Annotated in this window: 20 protein-coding genes; 13 read left to right on the forward strand and 7 right to left on the reverse strand. The window is 44.1% G+C overall.

Annotated features, from left to right (window positions below; all coding sequences use genetic code 11):
* The first annotated feature begins 7 nt into the window (after positions 1-7).
* The 11 genes from nuoL to IDJ77_RS08035 all read left to right on the forward strand — a co-directional run bounded on the left by nuoL (position 8) and on the right by IDJ77_RS08035 (position 13,959).
* Positions 8-1,912: an NADH-quinone oxidoreductase subunit L gene (gene nuoL, locus IDJ77_RS07985; RefSeq protein WP_191188412.1), complete on the forward strand. Its 1,905-nt coding sequence runs from the start codon at positions 8-10 to the stop codon at positions 1,910-1,912.
* 26 nt (positions 1,913-1,938) lie between these two features.
* Entirely contained in the window at positions 1,939-3,405 is a 1,467-nt protein-coding gene (locus IDJ77_RS07990; protein ID WP_191188413.1) for a complex I subunit 4 family protein, read from the forward strand.
* Positions 3,406-3,425: 20 nt separating this feature from the next.
* Complete coding sequence (locus tag IDJ77_RS07995) at positions 3,426-4,805, forward strand: NADH-quinone oxidoreductase subunit N (RefSeq protein ID WP_191188414.1); 1,380 nt, start codon at positions 3,426-3,428, stop codon at positions 4,803-4,805.
* 53 nt (positions 4,806-4,858) lie between these two features.
* A complete protein-coding gene (locus tag IDJ77_RS08000; protein WP_191188415.1) occupies positions 4,859-5,503 on the forward strand; it encodes a DedA family protein in 645 nt (214 codons plus the stop codon).
* A 20-nt stretch (positions 5,504-5,523) separates the two neighbouring features.
* Entirely contained in the window at positions 5,524-6,069 is a 546-nt protein-coding gene (locus tag IDJ77_RS08005; protein ID WP_191188416.1) for an inorganic diphosphatase, read from the forward strand.
* Between the two features lie 7 nt (positions 6,070-6,076).
* Positions 6,077-7,417, forward strand: a complete 1,341-nt coding sequence (locus IDJ77_RS08010) for a hemolysin family protein (protein ID WP_191188417.1) — start codon at positions 6,077-6,079, stop codon at positions 7,415-7,417.
* A gap of 79 nt (positions 7,418-7,496) precedes the next feature.
* Positions 7,497-8,207, forward strand: coding sequence for a 16S rRNA (uracil(1498)-N(3))-methyltransferase (locus IDJ77_RS08015; RefSeq protein WP_191188418.1), 711 nt, complete (start codon positions 7,497-7,499; stop codon positions 8,205-8,207).
* Positions 8,204-8,866, forward strand: coding sequence for a DUF4159 domain-containing protein (locus tag IDJ77_RS08020; RefSeq protein ID WP_191188419.1), 663 nt, complete (start codon positions 8,204-8,206; stop codon positions 8,864-8,866). The genes IDJ77_RS08015 and IDJ77_RS08020 overlap by 4 nt, the downstream gene beginning before the upstream one ends.
* Before the next feature lies 1 nt (position 8,867).
* Positions 8,868-9,365, forward strand: coding sequence for an acetyl-CoA carboxylase biotin carboxyl carrier protein subunit (locus IDJ77_RS08025; protein WP_191188420.1), 498 nt, complete (start codon positions 8,868-8,870; stop codon positions 9,363-9,365).
* A gap of 130 nt (positions 9,366-9,495) precedes the next feature.
* Positions 9,496-12,549, forward strand: coding sequence for a SusC/RagA family TonB-linked outer membrane protein (locus tag IDJ77_RS08030; protein ID WP_191188421.1), 3,054 nt, complete (start codon positions 9,496-9,498; stop codon positions 12,547-12,549).
* A 15-nt stretch (positions 12,550-12,564) separates the two neighbouring features.
* Entirely contained in the window at positions 12,565-13,959 is a 1,395-nt protein-coding gene (locus tag IDJ77_RS08035; RefSeq protein WP_191188422.1) for a RagB/SusD family nutrient uptake outer membrane protein, read from the forward strand.
* 263 nt (positions 13,960-14,222) lie between these two features.
* Here the strand turns inward: IDJ77_RS08035 and IDJ77_RS08040 are convergent, their stop codons facing one another.
* The 5 genes from IDJ77_RS08040 to IDJ77_RS08060 all read right to left on the reverse strand — a co-directional run bounded on the left by IDJ77_RS08040 (position 14,223) and on the right by IDJ77_RS08060 (position 17,191).
* Positions 14,223-14,774 (reverse strand): NUDIX hydrolase, encoded by a 552-nt coding sequence (locus IDJ77_RS08040; RefSeq protein WP_191188423.1) that lies wholly within the window; start codon positions 14,772-14,774, stop codon positions 14,223-14,225.
* Complete coding sequence (locus IDJ77_RS08045) at positions 14,761-15,174, reverse strand: hypothetical protein (RefSeq protein WP_191188424.1); 414 nt, start codon at positions 15,172-15,174, stop codon at positions 14,761-14,763. The genes IDJ77_RS08040 and IDJ77_RS08045 overlap by 14 nt, the downstream gene beginning before the upstream one ends.
* An 87-nt stretch (positions 15,175-15,261) precedes the next feature.
* Complete coding sequence (locus IDJ77_RS08050) at positions 15,262-16,068, reverse strand: TPM domain-containing protein (RefSeq protein WP_191188425.1); 807 nt, start codon at positions 16,066-16,068, stop codon at positions 15,262-15,264.
* A gap of 10 nt (positions 16,069-16,078) precedes the next feature.
* Positions 16,079-16,513, reverse strand: a complete 435-nt coding sequence (locus tag IDJ77_RS08055; RefSeq protein WP_191188426.1) for a TPM domain-containing protein — start codon at positions 16,511-16,513, stop codon at positions 16,079-16,081.
* Positions 16,514-16,612: 99 nt separating this feature from the next.
* Positions 16,613-17,191 carry a LemA family protein gene (locus tag IDJ77_RS08060; protein WP_191188427.1) on the reverse strand — a complete coding sequence of 193 codons (579 nt, stop codon included), beginning with the start codon at positions 17,189-17,191 and terminating at the stop codon, positions 16,613-16,615.
* Between the two features lie 197 nt (positions 17,192-17,388).
* Here IDJ77_RS08060 and IDJ77_RS08065 point away from each other — a divergent pair, with 197 nt between their 5' ends.
* Complete coding sequence (locus IDJ77_RS08065) at positions 17,389-19,680, forward strand: GH92 family glycosyl hydrolase (protein WP_191188428.1); 2,292 nt, start codon at positions 17,389-17,391, stop codon at positions 19,678-19,680.
* A 69-nt stretch (positions 19,681-19,749) separates the two neighbouring features.
* Here the strand turns inward: IDJ77_RS08065 and IDJ77_RS08070 are convergent, their stop codons facing one another.
* Positions 19,750-20,100, reverse strand: coding sequence for a glycoside hydrolase (locus tag IDJ77_RS08070; RefSeq protein WP_191188429.1), 351 nt, complete (start codon positions 20,098-20,100; stop codon positions 19,750-19,752).
* 199 nt (positions 20,101-20,299) lie between these two features.
* Here IDJ77_RS08070 and uxuA point away from each other — a divergent pair, with 199 nt between their 5' ends.
* A complete protein-coding gene (gene uxuA, locus IDJ77_RS08075) occupies positions 20,300-21,505 on the forward strand; it encodes a mannonate dehydratase (protein WP_191188430.1) in 1,206 nt (401 codons plus the stop codon).
* Here uxuA and IDJ77_RS08080 read toward each other — a convergent pair.
* A complete protein-coding gene (locus IDJ77_RS08080; RefSeq protein ID WP_191188431.1) occupies positions 21,502-25,671 on the reverse strand; it encodes a hybrid sensor histidine kinase/response regulator transcription factor in 4,170 nt (1,389 codons plus the stop codon). The genes uxuA and IDJ77_RS08080 overlap by 4 nt on opposite strands.
* Between the last annotated feature and the right edge of the window lie 535 nt (positions 25,672-26,206).

Here is a 26,206-nt window from a genome sequence, read left to right on the forward strand (position 1 = left end):
GACACAAATGAATCAATATATCTGGCTTATTCCCATATTACCTTTAGCCGGTTTTGTTATAAACGGACTTGGGCGTAATGCGCTGTCGAAAAATGTAATTGGTGCTATAGGCAGCTTACTTGTATTTATTGCCTTCGGGATAAGTGTAGCTGCTTTCTTCCAGATCAAACAAACTGCTACTCCAATAAACGTTACCCTGTTTAACTGGATAAGCGTTGGCGATATTAAAATACCTTTCGCTTTTTTAATAGATCAGCTAAGCTCTATTATGCTCCTGATCATCACCGGCGTAGGTTTCCTCATCCACCTTTATTCCATCGGTTACATGCATGATGATGCGGGTTTTGGTAAGTTCTTCGCTTACTTAAACCTGTTTGTGTTCTTTATGCTATTACTGGTGATGGGTAGCAACTACATTATTATGTTTATTGGCTGGGAAGGCGTGGGCTTATGCTCTTACCTGCTTATCGGTTTCTGGTATACAAATGCCAGCTACGCCGATGCCGCCAAGAAAGCTTTCATCATGAACCGCATAGGAGACCTTGGTTTCCTGTTAGGGGTGTTTATATTAACCGCAGTATTTAAAAGTGTAGAGTTTGCCACCATTTTCCCTAAAGCCGCTACAATGGTGCGGGGCGATGTATTGTTTACGGTAGTTACCTTATTGCTTTTCATCGGTGCAATTGGTAAATCGGCGCAGCTGCCGCTGTTTACCTGGTTACCGGATGCGATGGCCGGCCCAACACCGGTATCAGCACTGATACACGCCGCTACCATGGTTACCGCCGGTATCTATATGATAGCACGCTCTAACATCTTATTTTCTATGGCACCGCAAACTATGGAGGTTATTGCCATAGTAGGTTTAACCACCGCTTGCTTCGCCGCGCTGATCGCTTTAACACAAACAGATATTAAGAAAGTACTGGCCTATTCAACCGTATCGCAATTGGGGTATATGTTTTTAGGTTTGGGTGTTGGTGCTTATACCGGCTCTTTCTTCCATGTGTTAACACACGCGTTCTTTAAAGCCTTGCTATTCCTTGGCGCAGGTTCTGTAATTCATGCCATGAGTGGTGAACAGGACATGCGCAAAATGGGCGGCCTAAAAGGTAAGATCAAAATTACTTTTATTACCATGCTGATCGGCACTATTGCAATCGCTGGTATCCCGCCTTTCTCGGGCTTCTTCTCTAAAGACGAAATTTTAGCGGCTGCATTTGCACACAGCACTACCTTTTATGTAGTGGGTGTAATTACAGCCATGCTTACCTCTTTCTATATGTTCCGGATGATGTACCTTACTTTTTGGGGTAAATTCCGCGGAACACATGAGCAGGAACACCACTTACACGAGTCGCCGCCAAGCATGACCATTCCGTTGATCGTATTGGCCATATTATCGGCCATTGGCGGTATGATCGGCGTACCTGCGGTATTAGGCGGTCACCACGAATTAGGCGCTTATTTGGCTCCGGTATTTGAAGGCTCAACAAAAATATTAGGCGAACACGAATTGAGCCACAGCACCGAGAAATTGTTAATGGCGATTTCGGTACTACTGGCGCTTATAGCTATGGCATACGCGTATTTCAAATACGTTAAAGGTGGCAGCCTGCCGGTATCTGATGAGGAAGAACGCCCGGCACTGGCAAATTTGTCCTACCACAAATTTTATATAGATGAGTTGTACGATACCATTATCCGCAAGCCACTTGATGCCATATCGGTATTCTTTTACAAAGTAATTGAGCAATTAGGGATAGACGGATTTGTAAACGGCCTGGGTAAAGGGACTTTGGAAACAAGCAAGGGCCTGCGCCTGCTGCAAACAGGTAATGTAGGCTTTTATATATTTATGATGGTAATAGGTATTGTTGCCATCCTGATATACGGAATAACTAAAATATAGAACAATAGCGTTTTTCAACACATAAAATGACGGTTAGCATTTTAATTTTTTTACCGATAGTAGCAGCGCTTTTAACATTGCTGTTTAAAAACGAAATGGCTAAGCATGCAGCAATGTTTTTTGCTGTTGTGGAACTGGCTATTGCGCTTTATTTTTTAAGTGGTTTTGTCCCGGATGCATCGCTGCAATACAGTATTGATGCGCCCTGGATCCCACAGTTTGGGGTGTATTTTAAAGCGGGTATCGATGGTATAAGCATGGTAATGGTATTGCTTACCACAGCACTTGTGCCCTTAATCATCCTCACCACTTATGAGCACCAATATAAAAATGCCAATGCTTTTTACGCGCTGATTCTGTTTATGCAGGCAGGCCTTCTTACGGTGTTCACCGCTTTTGATGGCTTTTTGTTTTACGTAGGCTGGGAAGCAGCATTGATACCTATCTATTTTATCTGTGCATTATGGGGAGGCGAAAACCGCATCCGTATCACTATCAAATTTTTTATCTATACGTTCGCAGGTTCGTTGTTTATGCTGATAGGTATTATTTACCTATACCTGCAAACACCGGGTAAAGATTACGATCTGCAACATTTTTATAACCTCAGTTTAGATGCCAGCCATCAATCGTGGGTATTCCTCGCTTTCTTTTTAGCTTTCGCTATTAAGATGCCGCTATTCCCTTTCCACACCTGGCAGCCGGATACTTATACCGAGGCACCAACTGCCGGTACTATGCTGCTATCGGGTATAATGCTTAAGATGGGTATTTATGGTGTTATCCGCTGGTTAATACCTAATGCGCCGCTTGGGTATTTAACCTGGCAAAATGTGGCGTTAGCGCTTGCTATCATTGGAATTGTTTATGCATCACTTATAGCCTTCAAACAAATTGATGGGAAGCGCCTGGTTGCTTACTCATCTATAGCGCACGTGGGGCTAATTGCCGCGGGTATTTTCGCCTGGAACCTCTATGGAATACAAGGCGCCATGATACAAATGGTAAGCCATGGTATTAACGTAGTGGGTATGTTTTTTATATGGGACATTATCAGCAGGCGCTTAGGCACCCGCGATATAAGTAAGCTGGGGGGCATTGCAAAGGTTGCACCGCAGTTTTCTATCGCATTTTTAATCATAGTTTTGGGTACGGTAGCTTTGCCTTTAACCAATGGCTTTGTTGGCGAGTTTTTATTGTTAAGAGGCGTTTTTGCATGGGGTATTTATACAACTGCAATAGCAGGTACCACTATTATACTTGGAGCAGTTTATATGCTGCGCATGTATAAAAATGTAATGCAAGGCGAACTAAACGAGCTGACAGCTACATTTACCGATATCAAGGGTTCGGAGAAACTGGCGCTCGGTATCATCTGTGCATTAATTATAGTTATAGGCGTTTATCCACAGCCACTATTACATATATCAGAAGCCGCGGTAACCAATTTGATTGATACCGTAAATCATAAATTTATCACCACGAAATTTTAAAGTACAGATATAATCATCAAATGAATACTTTAATCATCATATCTGTTTTACCTATTGTGCTGTTGTACCTGGGTTTATATAAAGCACAAAAAGCGCTGCTCCCGGTTACTATTATTGGTATGCTGATTGCCCTTGGCGCTGCCGTAATGCAATGGAGCGATAACGCGCAGCCTATTTATCATGGCATGATGCTGTTTAATAACTTTTCTATCGCCTTCTCGGTTGTCAGTATCGTCTCTACCATTTTAATACTGATGCTTTCTAAAGGCTATTTCGAAAAGATAAGCAGCCATATTGCGGAGTATTACGCCATTATCTTATTCTCGCTGGCAGGCATCGTAGTAATGGTAAGTTACCACAACTTAACCATGCTGTTTGTAGGTATCGAGATCATGTCGGTAAGTCTTTACATTTTGGCAGGGATCCGTAAAAACGATTTTGCTTCAAACGAATCTGCGTTGAAATACTTCCTGATGGGCGCGTTCTCTACAGGCTTTTTGCTATTTGGTATTACGCTTATCTACGGGGCATCAGGTTCGTTCGATCTGGATGGTATCCGCGATTACGTGTTAGCCCATCCCCGCAATATCGATCCGATATTCTACACCGGGGTGTTACTGATCATCGTTGGCCTTTGCTTTAAAGTTGGTGCTGCCCCTTTTCATTTCTGGACACCCGATGTTTACGAAGGCGCACCTTCGCTCATCACCGCTTATATGTCTACCGTAGTTAAGGCGGCCGGTTTTGCAGCGTTCTTAAGATTGTTTTCTGCAAGTTTCGGTTCTATCGCGACATTTTGGTCGCCGGTGTTAATGGTAATTACCATCATCACCCTGTTTATAGGAAACATTACGGCGCTATATCAGCAAAGCTTTAAGCGGATGTTGGCTTTCTCCAGTATATCACATGCCGGGTACCTGATGTTTGCCATTGTGGCTTTAGGCGCTGCTTCTGCAAATTCGGTATTTGTTTATGCCACAGCTTATTCAATCGCCTCTATTATCGCTTTTGGGGCCTTGGTATTGGTTCGCCAGCAAACCGGCAGCGATAACGTTGAGGGCTTTAATGGTCTTGCACGCAAAAATCCCTTCCTGGCGTTTGTGCTTACGGTTAGTATGCTGTCTTTAGCGGGTATCCCTTTAACAGCGGGCTTTGTGGGTAAATTTTACATGTTCTCGGGCGCGTTGCTACAGTACAAATATATTATGGTTATAGTAGCGGTAGTTAATGCTATCATCAGCATTTTCTATTATTTCCGTGTCATCATTGCCATGTATTTCCGCAGTGCCGATCGTAGCGAGGTTGTTGTACCTGCTTATTACAAATTTGTTTTAGGCTTCTCGGCACTGGTTACCATAGCCATTGGCGTTTACCCCGCGTTAATATCAAGCCTTATTTAATTTAGCACTCAAAAATTTCCCACATAATATTTGTAGTTTTACGGATATAGCGAATGGAAAATTTTTGGGAATACCTGCGAACTTTAACCGAAGCGGAATCAATTATAAGTAGTGGGGGCTTTTACCTTCTGCTGATTGTAGTATTTGCCGAAACAGGATTGTTCTTCGGGTTTTTTCTACCTGGAGATTATCTTTTATTCCTGGCGGGCATACTAAGTGCAGCCGGTATCATACAGGTGCCTATTTACACATTGGTGCTTTCGCTAATTGGAGCCGGTATTTTGGGCAATTACGCCGGCTATTGGTTTGGGTACCGAACGGGGCCGGTTCTCTTCAGCAAAAACGATTCTTTGTTTTTTAAAAAGCGTTATATTGCCGTAGCCGAAGAGTTTTATGACAAATACGGCGGCATGGCTTTGATTTTAGGCAGATTTTTCCCCATAGTTAGGACATTTGCCCCTATATTTGCAGGTGTTGTAAAAGTTGATATCAAAAAGTTCACTTTATATAACATCATAGGCAGTGTAGCCTGGGTAACCACGTTAACATTGGCAGGTTATTTTTTAGGCAGGCGCTTTCCGCAGCTAAAAGATTATCTGCAATACATCGTACTTGGATTAATAATAATAACAACCGTTCCGTTGATTTTTGCTTTTGTTAAGAAAAAACTTAGCAAAACGAATAATCAGGAGCAATAATATAATATAACATATACCAAATGAGCACACAACACCCATGGCACCAGGTTTCTCCGGGCGAAAATATTCCTGAGATAGTAAACGCGATAATTGAGATACCTAAAGGTTCTAAGGCTAAATACGAAATTGATAAAGATTCGGGCTTGTTAAAGCTGGATCGTGTTTTATTTTCTTCGGTAATGTACCCGGCCAATTATGGCTTTATCCCGCAAACTTATTGCGATGATAAAGATCCGTTGGACATCCTGGTACTTTGCTCGATAGACGTTTACCCAATGAGCATTATCGAAGCAAAGGTAGTAGGCGTAATGCACATGGTTGATAACGGCGAGCAGGATGATAAGATCATAGCGGTAGCAAAAAACGACATGTCGGTTAACTATATTAACGATTTGAACGAATTGCCGCCACACGCGATGACCGAAATTGTACGCTTTTTTAAAGATTACAAAAAGCTGGAAGGCAAAAACGTAACCATCGAACATTTGTTAGGTTTACGTTATGCCCACAAAGTAATTGCCGAAGCACTTGACTTGTATAAGACCACCTTTCCCGCTTACCAATAAATAATTGATGGACCCCGCGCATTTAGAGATCAATGGCTTTTATATAATCGCAACCATATTTTTGGTGCTCCTTAACGGCTTTTTTGTGGCTGCGGAGTTTGCCATGGTAAGAGTACGCGGCTCACAAATAGAGCTTAAAGCCAAAAGCGGAAGCGGGGTAGCAAAAGTTGCCCGTGGCATACTGCATAATCTCGATGGTTACCTTGCGGCAACCCAATTAGGTATTACCATTGCTTCGCTGGGGCTTGGTGTTGTTGGCGAGGGAGTGGTTACCAATATTGTGCTCCGGGGCTTTTTAGCTGTAGGGATCACCTTGTCTCCCGGCTTTAATACTGCTGCACATATTGTATCTTTTGCGGTAATTACGGTTCTTCATATAGTGTTCGGGGAACTTGCGCCAAAATCCTTAGCTATACAAAAATCTGTCAGAACTACGCTTGCGGTTTCGGTGCCATTGCAATTCTTCTTTGTTGTATTTAGGCCGCTAATCTGGCTGCTCAACGGTTTCGCCAACTTCATTTTAAAGCTGATGGGCATTACCACTTTAGAGGGCGGCGAAGCACATCATAGTTCCGAAGAATTACAATACTTGTTAGAGCAGGGTAAGGAAAGTGGCGCACTTGATTCCAACGAGCACGAACTGATACAGAACGTTTTTGATTTTAACGAGCGCGTGGTGAAAAACATCATGGTGCCCCGTACCAAGATCTCGGGCATAGAGGTAGATACACCAACAGAAGAATTATTGGAGATACTGATAACCGAAGGTTACTCCCGTATGCCTGTTTACGATGAAGTGATAGATAAGATCATAGGCATTGTACACGCGAAGGACGTATTGCCTTTGCTGGCCCGTAACGAGGAGATCGTACTGAAGAACATCATCCGTAAGCCTTACTTTATCCCCGAAACTAAGAAGATAAACGATCTGATGGCCGAGCTGCAGCAAAAGCGCATCCAAATAGCCATTGTATCTGATGAGTTTGGCGGTACCGCCGGTATGGTTACCCTGGAGGATATTGTTGAAGAGCTGGTAGGTGAGATACAGGATGAGTTTGACGAAGAGAAACCAATTGTAGAAAAAATAAACGAACGCGAATTTGTAGTGAATGCCTTAGCGCCTATCTACGACGTGAACGAGCACTTGCCACACGACCTGCCCGAAGACGGCGACTTTGACACCGTTTCGGGCTGGTTGGGTGATATCTTTGGTAAGATCCCGGATGTGGGCGAGCAAAAGGAATCAAACGGCTACAATATTACCGTACTAAAAAAATCCGACCAGAACATTGAATCGGTTAAGCTGGAATTGCTTATAAATGAGGAAGACACGGTAGACCTGCACTAATAATTTCTACCCATTTTTATCAATACGGATATTTTAATGATAGCTTTGTGCTTTCAGCTTTAGGCTTTTAGCTTTAACTATGCAGCTTTTTTATACACCCGGCATCGATCCATCAGTATCCCAATACTTTTTAAGTGAAGAAGAAAGCAAGCATGCTGTGCGCGTATTGCGCCTAATAAATGGCGATGCGGTTACCCTGATAGACGGTAAGGGTGGCCTGTACGATGCGGAAATAAAGGATGCCCATCCAAAACGCACCATCCTGCAGATAAATTCGGTAAAAACAGAATTTAACAAACGCGACCATTACTTGCACCTCGCGGTTGCCCCCACCAAAAACATTGAGCGCACCGAATGGTTCCTGGAGAAAGCTACGGAGATTGGCATTGATGAGGTATCGCTCATTATCTGCCAGCGCTCCGAACGGAAGGAAGCCAAGATAGAACGCCTGAATAAAATTATAACTTCGGCTATCAAGCAATCCATTAAAGCTTACCTCCCGATGTTGAATGAGGCCGTATCGTTTGCGCAATTCCTCAAACAACCATTCGACGGGGAGAAGTTCATAGCCCATTGTGCCGAAGGCGAAAAATTGAGTCTTGCGCAATCTCTTACCAAACAAAGCCGTTATTTAATACTGATAGGCCCGGAGGGCGATTTTAGTCCGGCGGAGATTGATATGGCTTTGCAAAACGGATTTAAAGCCATAACTTTAGGTGAAAGCCGTTTGCGTACCGAAACAGCCGCCTTAGAAGCCTGTTTCGAGGTGAATTTTTTAAACCGGATATGAGGAAACCCCTTTTTATTGTTGCAGCTTTAATACTGATGATAGCCATTAGTAGCTTTAGCGACCCATCCTATAAAATGGGAAGGCTAAAATATAATGGCGGCGGCGATTGGTATGGTGACCGTACCGCATTGACGAACCTCATTAAGTTTTGCAACGAAAATTTAAAAACAAACTTTCAGCCCGAGGAGGAAACCGTGGAGGCAGGCAGCGAAGAGTTGTACAATTACCCATTTGTATTTATGACCGGCCATGGCAACGTGATATTTAACGACCAGGAAGCGAAAAACCTGCGTAAGTATTTAACAGGCGGCGGTTTCCTGCATATTGATGATAATTACGGTTTCGACCAATTCATTCGCCCGCAAATGAAAAAGGTATTCCCCGAACTGGAGTTTGTAGAATTACCGACCAATTACGCCATCTATCATCAAAAGTTTAACTTCCCCACGGGCTTGCCCAAAATACACGAGCACGACGGCAAGCGACCGCAAGGTTTCGGACTGATATATAAAGGCAGGTTGGTGTGCTTTTACACCTACCAATGCGATTTGGGCAACGGCTGGGAAGACTTAGGCACCTACGCAGGCGACAGCCAGGAAACCCGCTTAAAAGCATTGCGCATGGGCGCTAATTTAATACAGTATATATTTACTAAATAGGATGTATAAGATAAAGGTTAATAATAAGCACGATTTTGAGATCGACAGGCAATCGAAGGGCCTGCTTGTAAACGATACCGCGGTTAACGCGGATATAAAAGCGCTAAACCCGTCCTTATTCCATATTATTAACGATAGCGCATCTTATAATGCCGAAGTAGTAAGCTTCAACAAAGAAGAAAAAACGGCGGAGATAAAGGTTAACAATAATGTTTATACGGTATCGGCAAAAGACAAGTTTGATGTTTTGCTCGACAAAATGGGGCTTAGCAATTTAAACGCGGCAAAGGTAAGCGAGATAAAGGCGCCTATGCCGGGCTTAGTACTTAAAATATTTGCCGAGGTGGGTGCTGAGGTAAAAAAAGGGGAGAATTTGTTTGTGCTGGAGGCCATGAAAATGGAGAATATCATAAAGGCACCGGCAGATGTTAACGTTAAGGCAATAAAAATTAAACCAGGGGATAAAGTTGAAAAAGGCCAGATATTAATGGTGTTTTAACATGTAATATCAGTGTCGTTTCGATTTTTTTAGTAAAATATTAACAAAAGGCATAAGAAATTATGCCTTTTGTTGCTTTTGTGCTTTTTAATTGTGAACTTACTCTTTCAATTCATTTAACTAATATCGCATGAAGAAAATTCTACTCTCATTCCTGCTGTTATTTACCTCCCTAACATTTGCTTTTAGCCAAAACAGTGTTGTTACAGGTAAAGTAACAGATCAGAAGGACGGATCAGCGTTACCGGGAGTAACAGTAACCGTTAAAGGCTCCCCTACAATCGGTACACAAACCGACATTAATGGTAAGTACAGCCTGTCGATTCCAACAGGTAAAATACTCATATTTAAATTTATTGGGTATAAAGATGTTGAACTTGCCGCAAGTGGCAGTGTTATAAACGCCAGCCTCGAAACTGATGCTAAGGTGCTTTCTGAAGTAGTCGTGGTAGGGTACGGCACACAAAGCAGGCGCTCCTTAACAGGTTCGGTATCTAAAATTAAAGGGACCGACATTGAGAATATTCCTGTGCCAAGTTTAGAATCGGCTATTCAAGGCCGGGCGCCGGGTGTGTATGTTCAGGCCCAAAACGGTAAGTTAGGGCAGGGGATCCAGGTGCGTATCCGCGGTGCTTCTTCGGTGTCTGCAGGTAACCAGCCCTTGTACGTAGTTGATGGGTTGCCTATTACTGTCAATGATTTTTCGAGCAATGGGGCTTCGACTAACCCGCTGGTGGATCTGAATCAGAACGATATCGAATCTATCGACATCTTAAAAGATGCTTCTGCCGCAGCTATATATGGTTCAAGGGCATCAAATGGTGTGGTTTTAGTAACTACCAAAAAAGGTAAATCGGGTGATACTAAAATTACTTACAACCAGTATTATGGCTTTAGTAAGCCAACCGGCGAACGTAAGTTTTTAAATTCCGAGCAATATGTAACTATGCTGAGAGAAGCAGGCGCAGCGGGGGGCTATTCAACCGCTTCTGTAGAAGCCAGGTTAAAAAGATACGCAGCAGGAAGCGACAACTACAAAACCTACGATGTAAATACCAATTGGCAGGATGCAATAACGCAACACGCGCCGGTACAAAATTACAACCTGGTGTTATCCGGCGGAACAGATAAAACTAAGTTTTATATTTCGGGCACTTATAACGATCAGAAAGGTTACTTGATAGGTAATGCGCTTAACCAATACAGCCTCCGTACAAATATCAGTAACCAGGCAAATAAATGGTTAGAGGTAGGAGTTAACCTGAGCTTATCGCGGACAAAGAACTATCGTTTATCTAATGATAACCAGTTCTCAACGCCGGAGCAGATCGTCGCGCTATCGCCAATTTCACCGCTTATCGACCCACGCAGCGGTTTATTAAGCGGCGTGCTCGATCCTACGACAGGTGCACCGAATACAAACTATCCTGTTTATTATAATCCGCTCATCAATTCAGCGAATAGTTATTACAACACAATCGACTATCGAAATCTTGGTAATGTATTCGCACAGGTAAAACTGCTACCGTCGTTAAGTTTCCGTTCGGAAGTTGGTGTGGATATATTAAACACAAGCGAAGATAGTTACTCGGGCAGTTTAACGGTACGTAACTCCGGTACATCAAACGGATCCGGTTTTAATTCATCCGTAACGGCTACCAACTTTAACACCAATAACTTTTTGCAGTTCATAGAAAATATTGGCAACAATAGTTTAAACGTGGTAGGTGGTATGAGTTATCAGCGGCAACAAAACGATCTTAACTCGATTAGTGGTAACCAGTTTCCAAGCGATGCTTATAAAAAGTTAAACAGCTCAGCGGATATTACGGGAGCATCAACAACTTCCGATGCTTATTCACTGCTATCTTATTTCGCGCGAGCCAATTATAGCTACAGCAATAAGTACCTATTGTCGTTAAGCGGCCGTATAGACGGATCCTCCCGCTTTGGGGATAATAACAGGTACGGTTTCTTCCCTGCGGGTTCTGTGGGGTGGGTAGTTTCCGAAGAAAATTTTATGAAGAACCAGCAACTGATATCGGAATTGAAATTTCGTGCCAGTTATGGTATCACAGGTAACTCCGAAATTGGAAATTTCCCTTCACGCGGGTTGTTTGCCGCATTCGGGTATGCCGGTATTGCCGGGGCAAGGCCAATTCAGTTGCCTAATCCCGATCTGAAGTGGGAAACTTCGGCAACAACCGATTTAGGATTGGATATAGGCTTTTTTAACGGGCGCTTATCCGGCCAGTTTGACGTTTATTTGAAGAAAACAAAAGACCTGCTGTTAAATGTGCAGGTGCCTGCAACCTCAGGTTTTACAACAATTACGCAGAATTTAGGTAAGCTTCAAAATAAAGGGCTTGAGATACAGGTAGACTCGAAAAACCTTGTTGGCAAAGTAACCTGGTCAACAAGTGTCAACTTCTCTATTAACCGAAACAAAATTACCGATATTAAGGGGCAGGTGATAACCGGAAGCGGCGATGCTGTTAACCGTGCTTTTGAAGGCCAGCCGTTAGGCGTGTTCTACACGGTTGAATTTGCCGGTGCCGACCCTGCAAACGGCGATGCACTTTATTACAAAAACACCGATAAAGGTGATGGTACCCGCGACCGCAGCACCACTAATGATTATAACGCTGCAACCCCTGTAGTGGTAGGTAACCCTAACCCCGATTATATTGCAGGTTTAAACAATACCGTAACTTACGCGGGCTTTGATTTTAGTTTCCTGTTGCAACAGGTGCATGGTGCCGATATCTATAACGGTGGCGGCCAGTATATGTCTGTAGGTTTTAACAATGGTGCGGATAACCAAACTATAGACCAGTTAAATGCATGGAAAACTGTTGGGCAAGTTACACAGGTGCCACAGGCCCGTTTGTTTGGCGGTAATGGCGTTTCACCAAGTTCACGGTTTTTAGAGGATGGTTCTTATGTTCGTTTAAAAAATATTGTTCTAGGGTACAACTTTCCTAAACCATGGCTTACCAAAATCAAGCTGCGTAGCCTGAGGGTATACGCCCAGGCAACAAACCTGATAACCTGGACAAAGTATTCCGGCTGGGATCCGGAGTTAAACTCTGATGCATTTTCTGGTAATATTACCCAGAATTATGATTTTTATGCGGCTCCGCAGGCCAAAACAATAACTTTTGGAATAAACGTAGGATTTTAATTAAACCTGAAGAAAATGAAGAACAGAAAATATTTGATCATAGCTGTTGGTATAATAGCTATGCTATATAATTCCGGTTGCCAAAAGCAGCTGGATATCAAGCCCAACGACTCGGTAGAGTCGGCTATCGCACTAAAAACATCTAAGGATGTTGAGGGCGTGTTAATCGGTGCATACACTGCGGCCGGTTTAAGGGGGATCTATGGTGGACGTTTTCAGTCGGCCAGTGATTTTTTGGGGGACGACGGCGATTTTGCGTATTTCGGTACTTTCTCTGATTATACGGAACTAAATAACAAAACGATAACGGTTAATAACAGCTTCGTTGAAGGTTTATGGAACGCAGGTTACAATACTATTGGCGTATGTAATACCGTTTTAGCTAACCTTGCCCTAGTTGATCCAACTAAGAAAGCAAAGGTTGAAGGGGAAGCCAAATTTTTACGTGGGATGGTTTATTTCGATCTTGCGCGTGCTTTTGGAAAGGCATGGAACGATGGTTCTCCAACTACAAACCTTGCGGTACCTATTATCTTAAAACCCACTACCGCAATATCAGGTATTGAGATGGTGAAACGTAATACAGTAGCTGAAGTATATGCACAGGCTATTAGCGATCTGCAGTTCGCCGAAAACAATTTGGATATAAAATCTACTTACGCAAGCTCCGCTGCTGCTGCCGCTGTTTTGGCAAGAATTTACCTTACGCAGGAGAAATATGCGGATGCTGAGACCGAGGCCACAAAAATAATTTCGAGCGGTGCTTATGGCCTTGTAGAACATTTTTCGGATGAGTTTCAGGTGAAAGAGCAGGCAACACGGGTATTTAATACATCAGAAGATATATTCGCTATCCAAATCTCAAGCCAGTCTGGCTATAACGCGCTTAATGAGGTATATGCTTCATCTGCATTTGCTGGCCGTGAAGAAACGTACCTCAACGGACAGTTTTTTGATATGTTTGAGGAGGGTGACGACAGGATAAACGAAGTTACGGATGACTCCTTTACGGCTAAGTTTAATAATGCTTTCGCCAATGTGGTTGTTATTCGTTTAGCCGAGATCTATTTAATAAGGGCCGAAGCAAGGGCATTAAAACCGTCGCCAAACCTTTCGGGTGCTGCAGATGATATAAACGTAATACGGCACCGTGCGTTGCTGGAAGATACAGAAGCGACTACCCCGGGTGATTTACTTGCTGCAGTTAAATATGAACGCCGTGCTGAACTAACTTTTGAAGGATTTAGATTATTTGATTTAAAACGCTACAAAGAAACCACTTATTCAATAGATGGTGATGGTAATCACGTTGATCCGTTTGAGTGGAATTCACCAAAATTAGTTTTCCCGATACCAAAAAGAGAAAGAGATGCCAACCCGTTGTTGACACAGAACGAAGGGTATCAATAGGATTGCTACAAATAAAAGAAAACCCCGAAGCATTATGCTTCGGGGTTTTCTTTTTTATATCAAGCAAACTGTTTCGCCCAGTTTTTAGGTCACTTGCGTTTTATTTGTTTAAGATATTGATAGTAAATACTTTAATAAGATTATCTAAACACCGGGGATGTTCCAAAGTGTTTCACTGATTTCACTTAAAGTGCTGATAGCCAATAATAATCAAAATTAAAGTGTTTGACGCAAAAAGTGGAACACTTTGTTGGGATGCCGGTTTACTTCAATTCTCCCAACTTCATTAGCGCATAAAACAAACCCGTGCAATGCAGGGATTGCGGGATCTTGTTATCAGCCAATAATTGCTTTACCTCATCAATGGTATATTCCATCACTTCGATCTGCTCATGCTCGTCGAGTGATTGCTCTTTTACCTTTTTACCTCCGCGGGCCAGGTAACAGTAGGTAACGTTACCCGCAGTTGATGGGTTGGCATAAACGGTACTGATGAGCTCCACACTGTCGAAGGCGTAGCCGGTTTCTTCCAGTAATTCACGGCGCATGCCTTCTTCTTTGTCTTCGCCTTCTTCAATTACGCCGCCGGGGATCTCCAGCGATACAATACCCGCCGCATGACGGTACTGGCGTATCATGATGATCTTGTTATCTTCGGTAAGCGCTACGGCATTGGCCCAGTTGGGGTATTCAAGTACGTAGTATTCGTCTACAATGGTGCCATTGGGCATTTCACATTTATCAGCGCGGAGGGTGGCCCAGGGGCCCTTATGTACATAGGTGCTGGAAAGGGTTTTCCATTTAAATTCGTTCATAGTTAGCTTTAAAGAAACTGTATATATGGTTCCTCTTGTTTAAATTATCAAAAGATTCGTAATGATGTTCGGTTTCAAGAGCATCAAATATTGCAAGAACTTTTTTTAAGATAGATGCTGTTTGCTCATCGGCATTAAATGGTTCGGCAAATACATAAAGCATTTGGCTCAGAGCGTTCAGCTTTTCGGCACTATAGGCACGCTCGTTAAGCATGGCGCTAAAATCCGCTTCTGATGCTTTTAGCAATTCTTCCAGTTCGGTATTATATTCATCCTGCAATATCGAGTTGAAATATTGTTGGTATTCCTCATCGCTGCTTTCGGTTTTTAAGCCCATTAGTTTTGCCAGTAGCAAAGCCATTTTGCGGGCTTCGTTAAGCATATAATCGCGTTGCATCATTGTTTTAGAGATTAGATGATTGGAGGTTAGAGATTAGGATCGAAGTGAATTACCTTTCAGCTTTTACCTTTATCCTTTCACTTCAATTTACCAGCTACCGCTGCTGCCGCCGCCACCGCTGCTACCGCCACCAAAGCCGCCCCAGCTGCTTCCGCCACCGCCACCACCACCACCAGAGAAACCTCCCCAGTCGCTGCCGCTGCTTCTGCCGCCACCGCTAAGCATGTTGCCCGCCAATAGCCACCAAAACGGGTTTGCACCACCTCGGCTACCAATAACGCGGTTGCCACCACCACCGCCCCTGTTACGGAAAACAATGATGAGTATGATAATTAAAATAATGATGACAAAACCCACACTGCCACCGCGCTTACCTACGTTACTACTGCTGGTTGCCTTTTTGGTGGCCTTGTATTCGCCTTTTGTTACTTTTATGATATCGTCTGTGGCCGCATCCAGCCCGCCATAGTAATCGTTTGCGCGAAACTTTGGCTGCATATCGTTCATAATGATCTCGTGGGTAGTAATATCGGTCAGTGCGCCCTCTAAGCCGTTACCAGTCTGTATCGATATTTTTCGGTCTTTTATGACAACCAGCACCAAAACCCCATTGCTTTTTTCTTTTGTGCCTATACCCCATGTGCGAATAAGCCCAACGCCATAGTCTATTATCTCGCGGCCGTCAAGCGTGTTAATGAGTACAACCGCTATTTGGTTGGTGGTAGAATCTTCAAAGGCTTTCAGCTTATCATCAAGCCGGCTTATTTGCTCGGGCGACAAGGTGCCTGTAAAATCATTAACAAGGCCCTGCGTGGGTTTCTCCGGGTAGTTTTGGGCGAATGCGGTTGTTATGCATAGCACCAGGCTAATGCCTAATAATATTTTTTTCAGCATCGGTTTAAGGTTAGTTGCCATCCATAAAGGCTATATCGTCGGGCAGTTCGTTGCGGTCGTCCAACAGGTGCGGAAAATACTTTTTAAGTTGCTCCCCCGCCTTTGTAACGCCGGTAACAATGCCCTCTACCAGGTTGCCATACTTAAAATGACTCAGCATATCTTCTTTTGTGGTATCCCAAAAGTCAGCGGGCACCACCTTGTTAATACCGGCATCGCCAATAATGGCGAACTTACGGTCGACCGTGGCCACGTAAATAAGCACACCATTGCGTAGCTTGGTTTTATGCATTTCCAGCCGCGCAAAATATCTCGCCGCGCGATCCAACGCTTCGTCGCTGCAGGTTTTTTCCATACAAACGCGGATCTCGCCGGATGTGTTTTTTTCGGCCTCAGCCACAGCTTTTTGAATGCGCTGCTGCTCTTCGTCGGTAAATACTGCCATGTTAATTAGTGAATTATTGAATGTGTGAAGGAGTGAATGATTTAGTGAACCTGTAATTGTAGCTACAATCACTCATTCACTAAATCGCTCATTCACTAATTAGAATTTAACCTCTGGCGCTTTATCAGAACCGGGTTCGGAAGTAAAGTAGCCTTTCTCTTTAAAGCCAAACATTTTAGCGGTAATATTGGCCGGGAACGAACGGATCTTGCTGTTGTATGCCTGTACCGCTTCGTTAAAATCTTTGCGGGCAAAGCCAATACGGTTTTCAGTGCCTTCTAATTGCACCTGTAAGCCGCGGAAAGCATCATTTGCACGCAGGGTAGGGTAGTTTTCGGTAACACTAAGCAACCGGCCTAAAGCGGTGCTTAACTGGCCCTGTGCTTCCTGGTATTTTTGGATGCTTTCGGGAGTGAGCTTGCTCGCGTCAACCTGTACGGATGTTGCTTTGGCGCGTGCCTCAGTAACTTCTGTAAGCGTACCTTTCTCAAAATTGGCCTCACCTTTAACGGTTGCAACTAAATTTGGGATCAGGTCGCTGCGGCGCTGGTATTGCGTTTGCACCTCGCCCCATTTCCCTTTTATATTTTCGTCGGCGGTAACCATGCTGTTGTAACTGCACGAGCTTAACGACATTGCCCCAACCATTATAGCGAGCGCGAAGAATAATTTTTTCATGTGTTGTTGTTTTTAGTTTTGGTGATGTAATTTACAAATTAGATTACAAAAGCCATACCGATGTTACAAACCGTAACAATTGCGCCATAATGGCAATTTTTGGCTATGGAAGATGCAATTAAATAGGGTTAACCAAGATATGATTTTATATTTGCTTCCGTTAAATTGTTTTACTGATCGTACACTATCGCCCACTAATGAAGAAATTATTAGCAGCTGTAATACTTTTTGCCGGCTTAAAGGCCTCCGCTCAAACTCCCGCTCACGAAAAACTGGTACAATACGTAAAGCCTATCATTGGCACGCAGCGTATGGGCCACACCTACCCGGGCGCAACCGTGCCATTTGGCATGGTGCAGCTAAGCCCCGAAACGGATACCCCGAGCTACGAGCTTAATGGCAAGTACAACCCCGATGTATATAAGTATTGCGCCGGTTACCAGTACGATGATAAAACCATTGTAGGCTTTAGCCATACCCATTTCAGCGGAACGGGGCACTCGGATCTGGGCGATTTCCTCATTATGCCTACCGTGGGTGCCTTAAAGCTTAACCCCGGCACGGCAGATAAACCGGGCAGCGGTTACCGCTCGGCTTTTTCGCATGCAAACGAGGTAAGCGAAGCCAACTATTACAAAGTGAAGCTTGATGAAAGCAATATCACCGCCGAAATGACCACCAGCGCACGTGTGGGGTTCCATCAGTATACTTTTCCGAAATCAGACCAGTCGCACGTCATCCTCGATCTGATGGCAGGCATCTATAATTATCCTGATAAAACCGTTTGGACGTACGTAAAAATATTAAATGATAGCACCCTGGTAGGTTACCGCCAAACCAATGGCTGGGCACGCACGCGTACCCTGTATTTCGCCATGACGTTCAATAAAAAGTTCACCCAGTATGGCTTTAAAAAGTACGAAAAGCGGCAGGTTTACGGAGGTTTCTGGGGTAAGTTCAACCAAACAAAAAACTTCCCCGAGATAGCCGGCAAACAGATCCGCGCTTACTTCGATTTTAAAACCGAAGCGGATGAGAAGATCAAAATAAAATTTGCCCTCTCGCCGGTGAGCATGGATGGCGCAATGGCCAATATGCAGGCAGAAGTACCGGGCTGGGATTTCGACAAGGTAAAAGCTGATGGCCAGGCCCTTTGGGAAACCGCCTTAGAGAAAATTACCGTTAATGGCAGCATAGAGAAAAAGCAGGATTTTTATACCGCCATGTACCACACCATGATAAACCCAACCGTTTATATGGATGTGGATGGCCAATACAAAGGCATCGACCAGAACATACACAAAGCCGATGGCTTTACCAATTACACCACCTTCTCGCTTTGGGATACCTACCGCGCCCTGCACCCGCTGTTTAATATTATTGAGCCGCAGCGCAATGCCGATATGGTGAAATCGATGCTGGTACATTACGACCAGAGCCCCGAGCACATGCTGCCCGTTTGGAGCAACAGCGGTAATGAAAACTGGTGTATGAGCGGCTATCACAGCGTATCTGTTTTGGCAGATGCCGTGGTAAAAGGCAATGCGCCATTTGATGCCAACAAAGCACTGGAAGCCGCAGTAACTACCGCTCGCCACCGCAGCTATGAAGGCATTGGTGAGTATATTGACAAAGGCTACATCCCCGATGAAAAAACGGGGGTATCGGTATCCAATACTTTGGAGTATGCTTACGACGACTGGGCGATAGCGCAAATGGCCAAAAAGCTGAACAAGATGGACATTTACAACGAATTCATTAAACGCAGCGAAAACTATAAAAATGTATACGACCCTGCTGTAGGCTTTATGCGCCCAAAACTGGCCAACGGTACCTTCCGCGCCAAGTTCGACCCGTTAAGTACTATCAACGAAGGTTTCATTGAGGGTAACTCCTGGAACTACACCTTGTTTGCACCACAGGATCCGGAAGGCCTCATCAAACTGATGGGCGGCGACAAGCGCTTTGTGCGCTACCTCGATTCGTTGTTCACGATGGAACTGCCTGATAAATATTTTGCTGAAACCGAAGACATTACCCGCGACGGCATCATTGGTAATTACGTGCATGGCAACGAGCCATCGCACCATGTGGCTTACCTGTACAACTGGACCGATAAGCCATGGAAAACACAGGAACGCATCCGCATGATATTAAACCGTATGTACAAGCCAACCCCGGATGGTTTGGGCGGTAATGACGATACCGGCCAGATGAGCGCCTGGTACATCTTCAGTACGCTGGGCTTTTACCCGGTTGCGCCGGCATCAAACGATTACGCCATTGGCAGTCCGGCCATTAATAACGCCACCATACAGGTAGGCAGTGGTAAAACATTTACCATCACCGTAAAAAACCAAAGCGAAAAGAACGTTTACATTCAAAAAATGACACTGAACGGTAAGCCTTTAACCGGCCTCACCATTACCCACCAGGAAATTATGAACGGCGGCGAACTGGTGTTTTTTATGGGCGGCAAGCATAAATAGCTCACGGCATATAATATAAAATGGGTAATCCACATTAGCGGATTGCCCTTTTTATATTATTGGCTATACTTATTTTGCCTTTTTCAGAACTACATTCATCGGTTCGCCGCCGTTCATGCCGGGCATGGTGAGGGTAATTGTATCGTCTTTTACTTTGCCGGTAATTTTCATGGTGTTATCCATGAATTTGATACTAAAGGAAAGGTCGTCACCTTTGATAACGCCATTTTCAATATTGATTACGTTGCCTTCGGGGCCGGTGGTTGAACCGGTCAGTTTTTCACCGTCTACCTTAAAATCATAGGCGATATCATACTGGTCCATAATTTTGCCGGTCCATTTGCCGGTTATGTCTGCAGCAAAACAAGCGGTTATAATAACAATTGCAAGCGCTGTGGTGGTTAATAGTTTTTTCATCATTTTTTTAAGGTTTAATAATTTCACTAATAAACAATTATGGGCTTGAAGGTGAAAATGCAATAGACGGAGGGGAGGCAAACATAGACGGAATCCCATTTTTAAGCGATGAATATATGGCTGTTATAATTTATATATTAGTTAAAGAGAGCAGACCATTTCATGCATATACTTTGTATTTTAGACGGATAAATTTTATTACATGAGTTTACAACAAACATGGCGCTGGTACGGGCCCAACGATCCGGTTAGTCTTGCCGATGCCAGGCAGGCCGGCGCTACCGGCATAGTAACGGCGCTACATCATATCCCTACCGGCGAAGTTTGGCCGGTTGATGAGATACAAAAAAGGAAGAAAATTATAGAAGACGCGGGTTTAACCTGGGCGGTAATAGAGAGCGTGCCGGTGCACGAGGATATTAAAAAGCGCAGTGGCAACTACAAGCAGATCATAGAAAACTATCGCCAAAGCCTGCTCAATATTGGGCAATGCGGTTTGGGCATAGTTTGTTATAACTTTATGCCCATATTGGATTGGACGCGTACCGATCTGGATTACTTATTGCCCGATGGCTCAACCGCGCTGCGTTTTGATACTGCTGCCTTTGCCGCTTTCGACGCTTATATCCTGAACCGCCCCGGCGCAGAAAAAGATTACCCCGAAAAGCTTAAAATAAAAGCAAAAGCATATTACGATGGCTTAACCGAAGCGGATAAACAACAACTGGTTAGCAATATAATTGCCGGTTTACCCGGTTCACAGGAGGGGTACAACACGGAAAGATTTTTAGACATGCTGGCATCTTACGGCAATATTGATGCGGTGACACTTAAGGCCAACCTTGCCGATTTTCTGCGCGATGTGATCCCGGCTGCCGAGCAGGCAGGCGTGCTGATGTGCATTCACCCGGATGACCCGCCGTACCCTATTTTAGGCCTGCCGAGGGTGGTGAGTAATGAGCAGGATATCGTAGATATTTATAACGCTATTGATAGCCCCAATAACGGCTTAACATTTTGCACGGGTTCTTTTGGGGTGATTGCGGATAACGACCTGCCCGGTATGGTAGAGCGTTTGGGCGAACGGATCCATTTTATACACCTGCGTAGTACAAAGCGCGATGCTGACGGCAATTTTTACGAGGCCGATCATTTAACCGGCGATGTAGATATGTATGCCGTAATGAAGGCATTACTGGAAGAACAGAAAAAGCGGGCCGCCGCCGGGCGAACAGATCTTACGATGCCTTTTCGGCCGGATCATGGGCACAAAATGCTGGATGACCTCCGCAAAAAAACCAATCCGGGATACTCAGCCATTGGCCGTTTAAGAGGGCTGGCAGAATTGAGGGGCCTCGAATTGGGGATACAGAGAGCATTCAATATTGAGGCGCAAAGCACCGGTTAAACAACTTTTAGATCGGACAGGTACCTTTTGGGGCTTTTGCCAAATTTTTTGGTGAAGGAGCGACTAAAGTTGGAAGGTTCTGAAAAACCAACCTTATAGCCGATCTCTGATATGGTGAAATCGCCGGTTATCAGCAATGCAGCTGCGTGCTCTAACCGGGTGTTGGTGATAAAATCATGGGCAGTTTGGTTGGTAAGCGCGTTGAGCTTGCGGTACAACTGCCGCCTGCTCATTTTTAACGCCGTGGCCAGTTTATCGATATCAAAATTTAAGTACGACAGATTTTCTTCAATTATCTTTACCACTTTTTTGAGGAATTCCTTATCGATATCGGTAATAGCCGAAGCTTCGATGGAAACATCGGTGTGTGTTGAAAATAGTTCCCGCAGTTTCTTACGCGATTCGAGGATGTTATGGATCCGCGCAGCTAAAAGAGTTACGTTGAATGGTTTGGAAATGTAATCATCTGCACCTACGTTATAGCCTTCAATTTTGTTCTCGTCGGTTTGTTTGGCAGTTAGCAAAATGATAGGGATATGGCTGGTTTTTTCGTCGGCCTTAAGTTTATTGCAAAGCTCCAGCCCGTCTCCGTCCGGCATCATAATATCACTTATGATAATATCGGGGATAAGATCTACCGCCTTTTTTAATCCTTCCACACCGTTTGATGCCTGTTCCACATGGTAGGCACCCTCCAGCTCATCGGCAACATATTCCCTCAGATCCTGGTTATCCTCTACAATAAGTACAATAGGGATGCTCGAGATCTTTTCTTCGGATAATTTGTATTCTGTTGCCGCTGGTTCGGTTATAGCATTTTGGGTGTCGGTGATTTTTATTTCTTCGCCTGGCTGCGCCTCTGTAAGGTGAAAATTCTCTTCGCCAATGGGTATTTTTACTATAAAATCGGTGCCTTGGTTTTCGGCATCGGTTACTAATATTTCGCCGTTGTGCAGCAGCACAAGCTCGCGTGTAAGCGCCAAACCGATACCACTGGATTCTTTCTCGAACCTGGAGCTGCCCTTGATCTGGTAAAAAATATCAAATATCTTATCCTTTAACTCATCAGGAATACCCACGCCCGAATCTTTTATATGGATCTCTATCGCATCTTTTAATTCGCCATTGTTGGTTGTTAAAACACCTTTTTTAACCAATATCATAATTACACCAAAATCCGGCGTATATTTAAAAGCATTGGGGATAAGGTTATACATTATCTTCTCCAGCTTATCGGTGTCTATCCAGGCTTCCAGCTGATCTACTTTCAGGTCGAGATAGTAGTGGATGTTGCGTTCCATTGCCCGGGCGATAAAAGCGTTGAAAATGTTTTTGATGAGGCCAATAACCTCAATTTTATGAGCATCGAGTTTAAAGCTGCCGGTCTCAACCTTCCGGAAATCTAACAGTTGGTTAACCAGGTTCATCAGCATCGATGCATTATTAAAAACCAGGTTGCTGTATTTTTTTGCCTGCGGTACAGTAATGTTTTCGTTTTTGATCTTCCGCAGCGGGTCGAGTATCAAAGAAAGCGGTGTGCGCAGTTCATGCGAAAGATTAGTGAAAAAGTTGAGCTTGAGTTGATTGAGCTCCTTTGTTTTTTCGGTAAGCAATTTTTGGTAGTGTACCTCGCTTTTTAACTTCTCACGGGATTTTATTTCCTTATAAACCAGGTAAAGTGCAGCCGCAACCATGGCAATGTACACCAGGTAAGCCCAAGTGGTTTTCCAGAAGGGGGGCAGAATGATAATTTTTACGGATGTGCCGCTTTCATTCCATAGACCATCGTTATTGGACGCCTTCACTTTAAAAGTGTAAGTTCCCGGGTCGAGATTGGTATAAGTTGTTTTCCGTTCTGTACCAACATAGTTCCAGCCTTCATCAAAACCCTCCAGCATATAGGCATACATGTTCCTGTCGGGTACGGTATAACCCAACGCCGCATACTCCAGGGTAAATACCGATTGGTCGTAGGATAGAGTGATCTCCTTATTTGTATTGATGTTTTCTGCTAATGGGGGGGTGTTAATGGTGATGGGTACCGGTTTATTAAAAAGCTGGAAATCTGTTATCACCACGGGCGGCACGTAGGGATTGTCCTTTAAACTGCCCGGCATAAAAATGTTAAAACCTTCCAGCCCGCCAAAAATTAATTCACCGGTGCTCAGCTTATGGCCCGCGCCGATGCTAAATTCGTTGCTTTGCAAACCGCTGCTGCTGGTGTAATTTTTAAATTGGCCGGTTTTGGAATCAAAGCGACTTAAGCCATTATCGGTACTGAGCCACAAGTATCCATACTTGTCCTCTAAGATGCAGTTTACAATGTTATTGGCAAGTCCCTGGCTTTCGGTGTACCGTTTAAAGTTGTTTTGCTGCGGATTGAATAAGGATAGCCCGCCGCCCATGGTACCCACCCAAATATTGCCTTTACTATCGCCGAATGTGGAGAAAATGGCATCGCTGCCGAGGTTGTGCTCGGCTTTGTTATAGGCTACATACTTTTCGGTTTGGGGGTTGTAAACAATTACGCCGTGTGCAATAGTGCCTATCCATATATTCCCGCTTTTGTCCTCGTAAAACGACCGGATGTAATTGGCGCTGTTCTTTCGTTTGCCTACTTTTAGTTCCAGCCGTTTAATTTGGTTTGTGGCCGGGTTTAATACATTTACCCCGCCGCCGTTGGTGCCTATCCAAATATTACCTTTTTTGTCTTCCAGCAAAGCGTATACCGATTGATTACCAAGGTTGCGATCGGTAGTGCCCGCAGTATAATAGGTCCGGGCTTTGGTTTTTAAATTCACCTTTGCCAGCCCCTCATCATAAGTGCCCACCCATAGATAATCTTTTTGACGGCTAAGCTGCATACACAAAACAGAAAGGCTCGCAAAATAATTCTCTTTGGCTGCGGGGTTAAAGGCCTCAAATTTGTTGCTCCCCCTTGTCCATCGGTATAAGCCCGTACCATCGGTGCCAATCCAGATATCGCCGTTTGGTACCTCGCTGAACGATGTTACAATGTTGGCGTTGATATTCAGCGCATCGGTGCCAAAGTTTTTGTACAGATTAAATTTAAATTGATTTTTATCGTACTTGTTGATGCCTTTTGCATAAGTGCCTACCCAAAGGATACCCTGGTCATCAAGCAGTAAGGAGGAGATAGAGCTGCTGCTTAACGAGCGTACATCTTTGCTGCTTTGCCTAAAGTGGGTAAAGGTATTCTTAACCGGGTCGAACAACTCCAAGGCAAGCTCTGTGGCTACCCAAAGCTTTCCGTCGCCTGCTTTGCATATTGCCCTTATAACGCCATCGCGCAGGCCGGCTGGGTTTTTAAGGTCCTTTTTGTATGCCCGGAAAGTTTCGGTCTCGTTGTCGTATAAATTCAAACCATCAACCGAGCCAATCCATACCTTCCCTGTTTCGTCCTCGTATATGGTATTGATGTTGTTGGCGCTAAGGCCCCGGCCTGTTGCGGTCCCCGCGCTAAACTGCCTGAAAGTATCGGTGTTCTTGTCCCATTTATTTACCCCGAATAATGTGCCTATCCACAAATTGTCGTGGCTATCCTCATAAATGCTGTTGATGTTGTCTATTTGCACGTTATCAAAGATATGCGGCTCGAGCTTTTTTGTTTGGGGGTTATACCTGTTGAACCCAGATACCGTGCCCACCCACAAATTATGTTTCCTGTCCTCGTAAATAGCTTTAATTATTTTGGCACCTATTTTTTCGTTCCCTGTTTCCGTAGCAGTTACGGCAATGAACGAGTCGCTGTTCCTATCGTACATGGCCAATCCTCCGCCCACAGTGCCTACCCATAAATTGCCCGCATGATCCTCCAACATGCACCTGATGTTATTATTTGGGATGCTTTTTTTATCTGCGGGGCTATTACGGTAAACTTTGAATTTGTACCCGTCGTACTTGTTTAGCCCATCCTGCGTGCCAAACCACATAAAGCCATACCTATCTTTTAATATACAAACCACGCTGCTTTGCGAAAGCCCGTTGGCTGTAGTTAAATGGGTAAACTGTACCACATTTTTTACCTGCGCGTGTACCCTGGTGCCTGGCAGCAGTAAGCAGGCTACACAAAGCAGCAACCAGATTTTGGAAAACCGGGCACGTAATTTAATAATGCGGGCGGCCGCTATTTGATAATAGAGCATAAGAGATCCCATACGGTTGATATGGCAAAGCAACACACTTTGCAGGTTCAGCAATCAATAGCTGGCAATTTAACAGTTAATCGGCTTTTATAATTGGTTTTTCAGTTTGACGGGGTAAAATTTAAATAAACACACCTTCCAAACACAAATGGCACAGCATTTAGCTGTAACACGACACACAATGGCATGTATTGATAATATGCTCCCCCCTCTTTACCCCGGGCTTACTTAAACAAGTTTAGGGCTTACGACTGTAAAAAAAGCATCAAAACCGGCGGATGCATCAATTGATAAGTTATGGCACGCCTTGATAAGGGCATGTGAAAGCCCATTACATAACATTGTACCACATGATTGTGCCTTCCCGGCATGGCCATTAACCAATTATAATTTTAGTACCGCGGTAAGGTTGGCAACGCTGCTGATTGTGCGCCGTGATATAATAAGCTTAAATAAAAATGAATTTATGCCTGTGCGTATGGCCAACCAATCCGCGCGCCGGTGAATTGATAAACCAAACCAATTTAAAATGAGA

Origin of the sequence: Mucilaginibacter pankratovii, from assembly GCF_014773265.1 — a bacterium.
Classification (GTDB): domain Bacteria; phylum Bacteroidota; class Bacteroidia; order Sphingobacteriales; family Sphingobacteriaceae; genus Mucilaginibacter; species Mucilaginibacter pankratovii.

What these genes read in the sequence shown, in the direction of transcription:
- IDJ77_RS07995 (WP_191188414.1), top strand. Translation starts at nt 3,426, where the DNA reads ATGAATACTTTAATCATCATATCTGTTTTACCTATTGTGCTGTTGTAC.
- IDJ77_RS08030 (WP_191188421.1), top strand. Translation starts at nt 9,496, where the DNA reads ATGAAGAAAATTCTACTCTCATTCCTGCTGTTATTTACCTCCCTAACA.
- IDJ77_RS08010 (WP_191188417.1), top strand. Translation starts at nt 6,077, where the DNA reads ATGGACCCCGCGCATTTAGAGATCAATGGCTTTTATATAATCGCAACC.
- IDJ77_RS08040 (WP_191188423.1), bottom strand. Translation starts at nt 14,774, where the DNA reads ATGAACGAATTTAAATGGAAAACCCTTTCCAGCACCTATGTACATAAG.
- IDJ77_RS08000 (WP_191188415.1), top strand. Translation starts at nt 4,859, where the DNA reads ATGGAAAATTTTTGGGAATACCTGCGAACTTTAACCGAAGCGGAATCA.
- IDJ77_RS08015 (WP_191188418.1), top strand. Translation starts at nt 7,497, where the DNA reads ATGCAGCTTTTTTATACACCCGGCATCGATCCATCAGTATCCCAATAC.
- IDJ77_RS08060 (WP_191188427.1), bottom strand. Translation starts at nt 17,191, where the DNA reads ATGAAAAAATTATTCTTCGCGCTCGCTATAATGGTTGGGGCAATGTCG.
- IDJ77_RS08080 (WP_191188431.1), bottom strand. Translation starts at nt 25,671, where the DNA reads ATGCTCTATTATCAAATAGCGGCCGCCCGCATTATTAAATTACGTGCC.
- IDJ77_RS08055 (WP_191188426.1), bottom strand. Translation starts at nt 16,513, where the DNA reads ATGGCAGTATTTACCGACGAAGAGCAGCAGCGCATTCAAAAAGCTGTG.
- IDJ77_RS08025 (WP_191188420.1), top strand. Translation starts at nt 8,868, where the DNA reads ATGTATAAGATAAAGGTTAATAATAAGCACGATTTTGAGATCGACAGG.
- IDJ77_RS08035 (WP_191188422.1), top strand. Translation starts at nt 12,565, where the DNA reads ATGAAGAACAGAAAATATTTGATCATAGCTGTTGGTATAATAGCTATG.
- IDJ77_RS08065 (WP_191188428.1), top strand. Translation starts at nt 17,389, where the DNA reads ATGAAGAAATTATTAGCAGCTGTAATACTTTTTGCCGGCTTAAAGGCC.
- uxuA (WP_191188430.1), top strand. Translation starts at nt 20,300, where the DNA reads ATGAGTTTACAACAAACATGGCGCTGGTACGGGCCCAACGATCCGGTT.
- IDJ77_RS08005 (WP_191188416.1), top strand. Translation starts at nt 5,524, where the DNA reads ATGAGCACACAACACCCATGGCACCAGGTTTCTCCGGGCGAAAATATT.
- IDJ77_RS08070 (WP_191188429.1), bottom strand. Translation starts at nt 20,100, where the DNA reads ATGATGAAAAAACTATTAACCACCACAGCGCTTGCAATTGTTATTATA.
- IDJ77_RS07990 (WP_191188413.1), top strand. Translation starts at nt 1,939, where the DNA reads ATGACGGTTAGCATTTTAATTTTTTTACCGATAGTAGCAGCGCTTTTA.
- IDJ77_RS08045 (WP_191188424.1), bottom strand. Translation starts at nt 15,174, where the DNA reads ATGATGCAACGCGATTATATGCTTAACGAAGCCCGCAAAATGGCTTTG.
- IDJ77_RS08020 (WP_191188419.1), top strand. Translation starts at nt 8,204, where the DNA reads ATGAGGAAACCCCTTTTTATTGTTGCAGCTTTAATACTGATGATAGCC.
- IDJ77_RS08050 (WP_191188425.1), bottom strand. Translation starts at nt 16,068, where the DNA reads ATGCTGAAAAAAATATTATTAGGCATTAGCCTGGTGCTATGCATAACA.
- nuoL (WP_191188412.1), top strand. Translation starts at nt 8, where the DNA reads ATGAATCAATATATCTGGCTTATTCCCATATTACCTTTAGCCGGTTTT.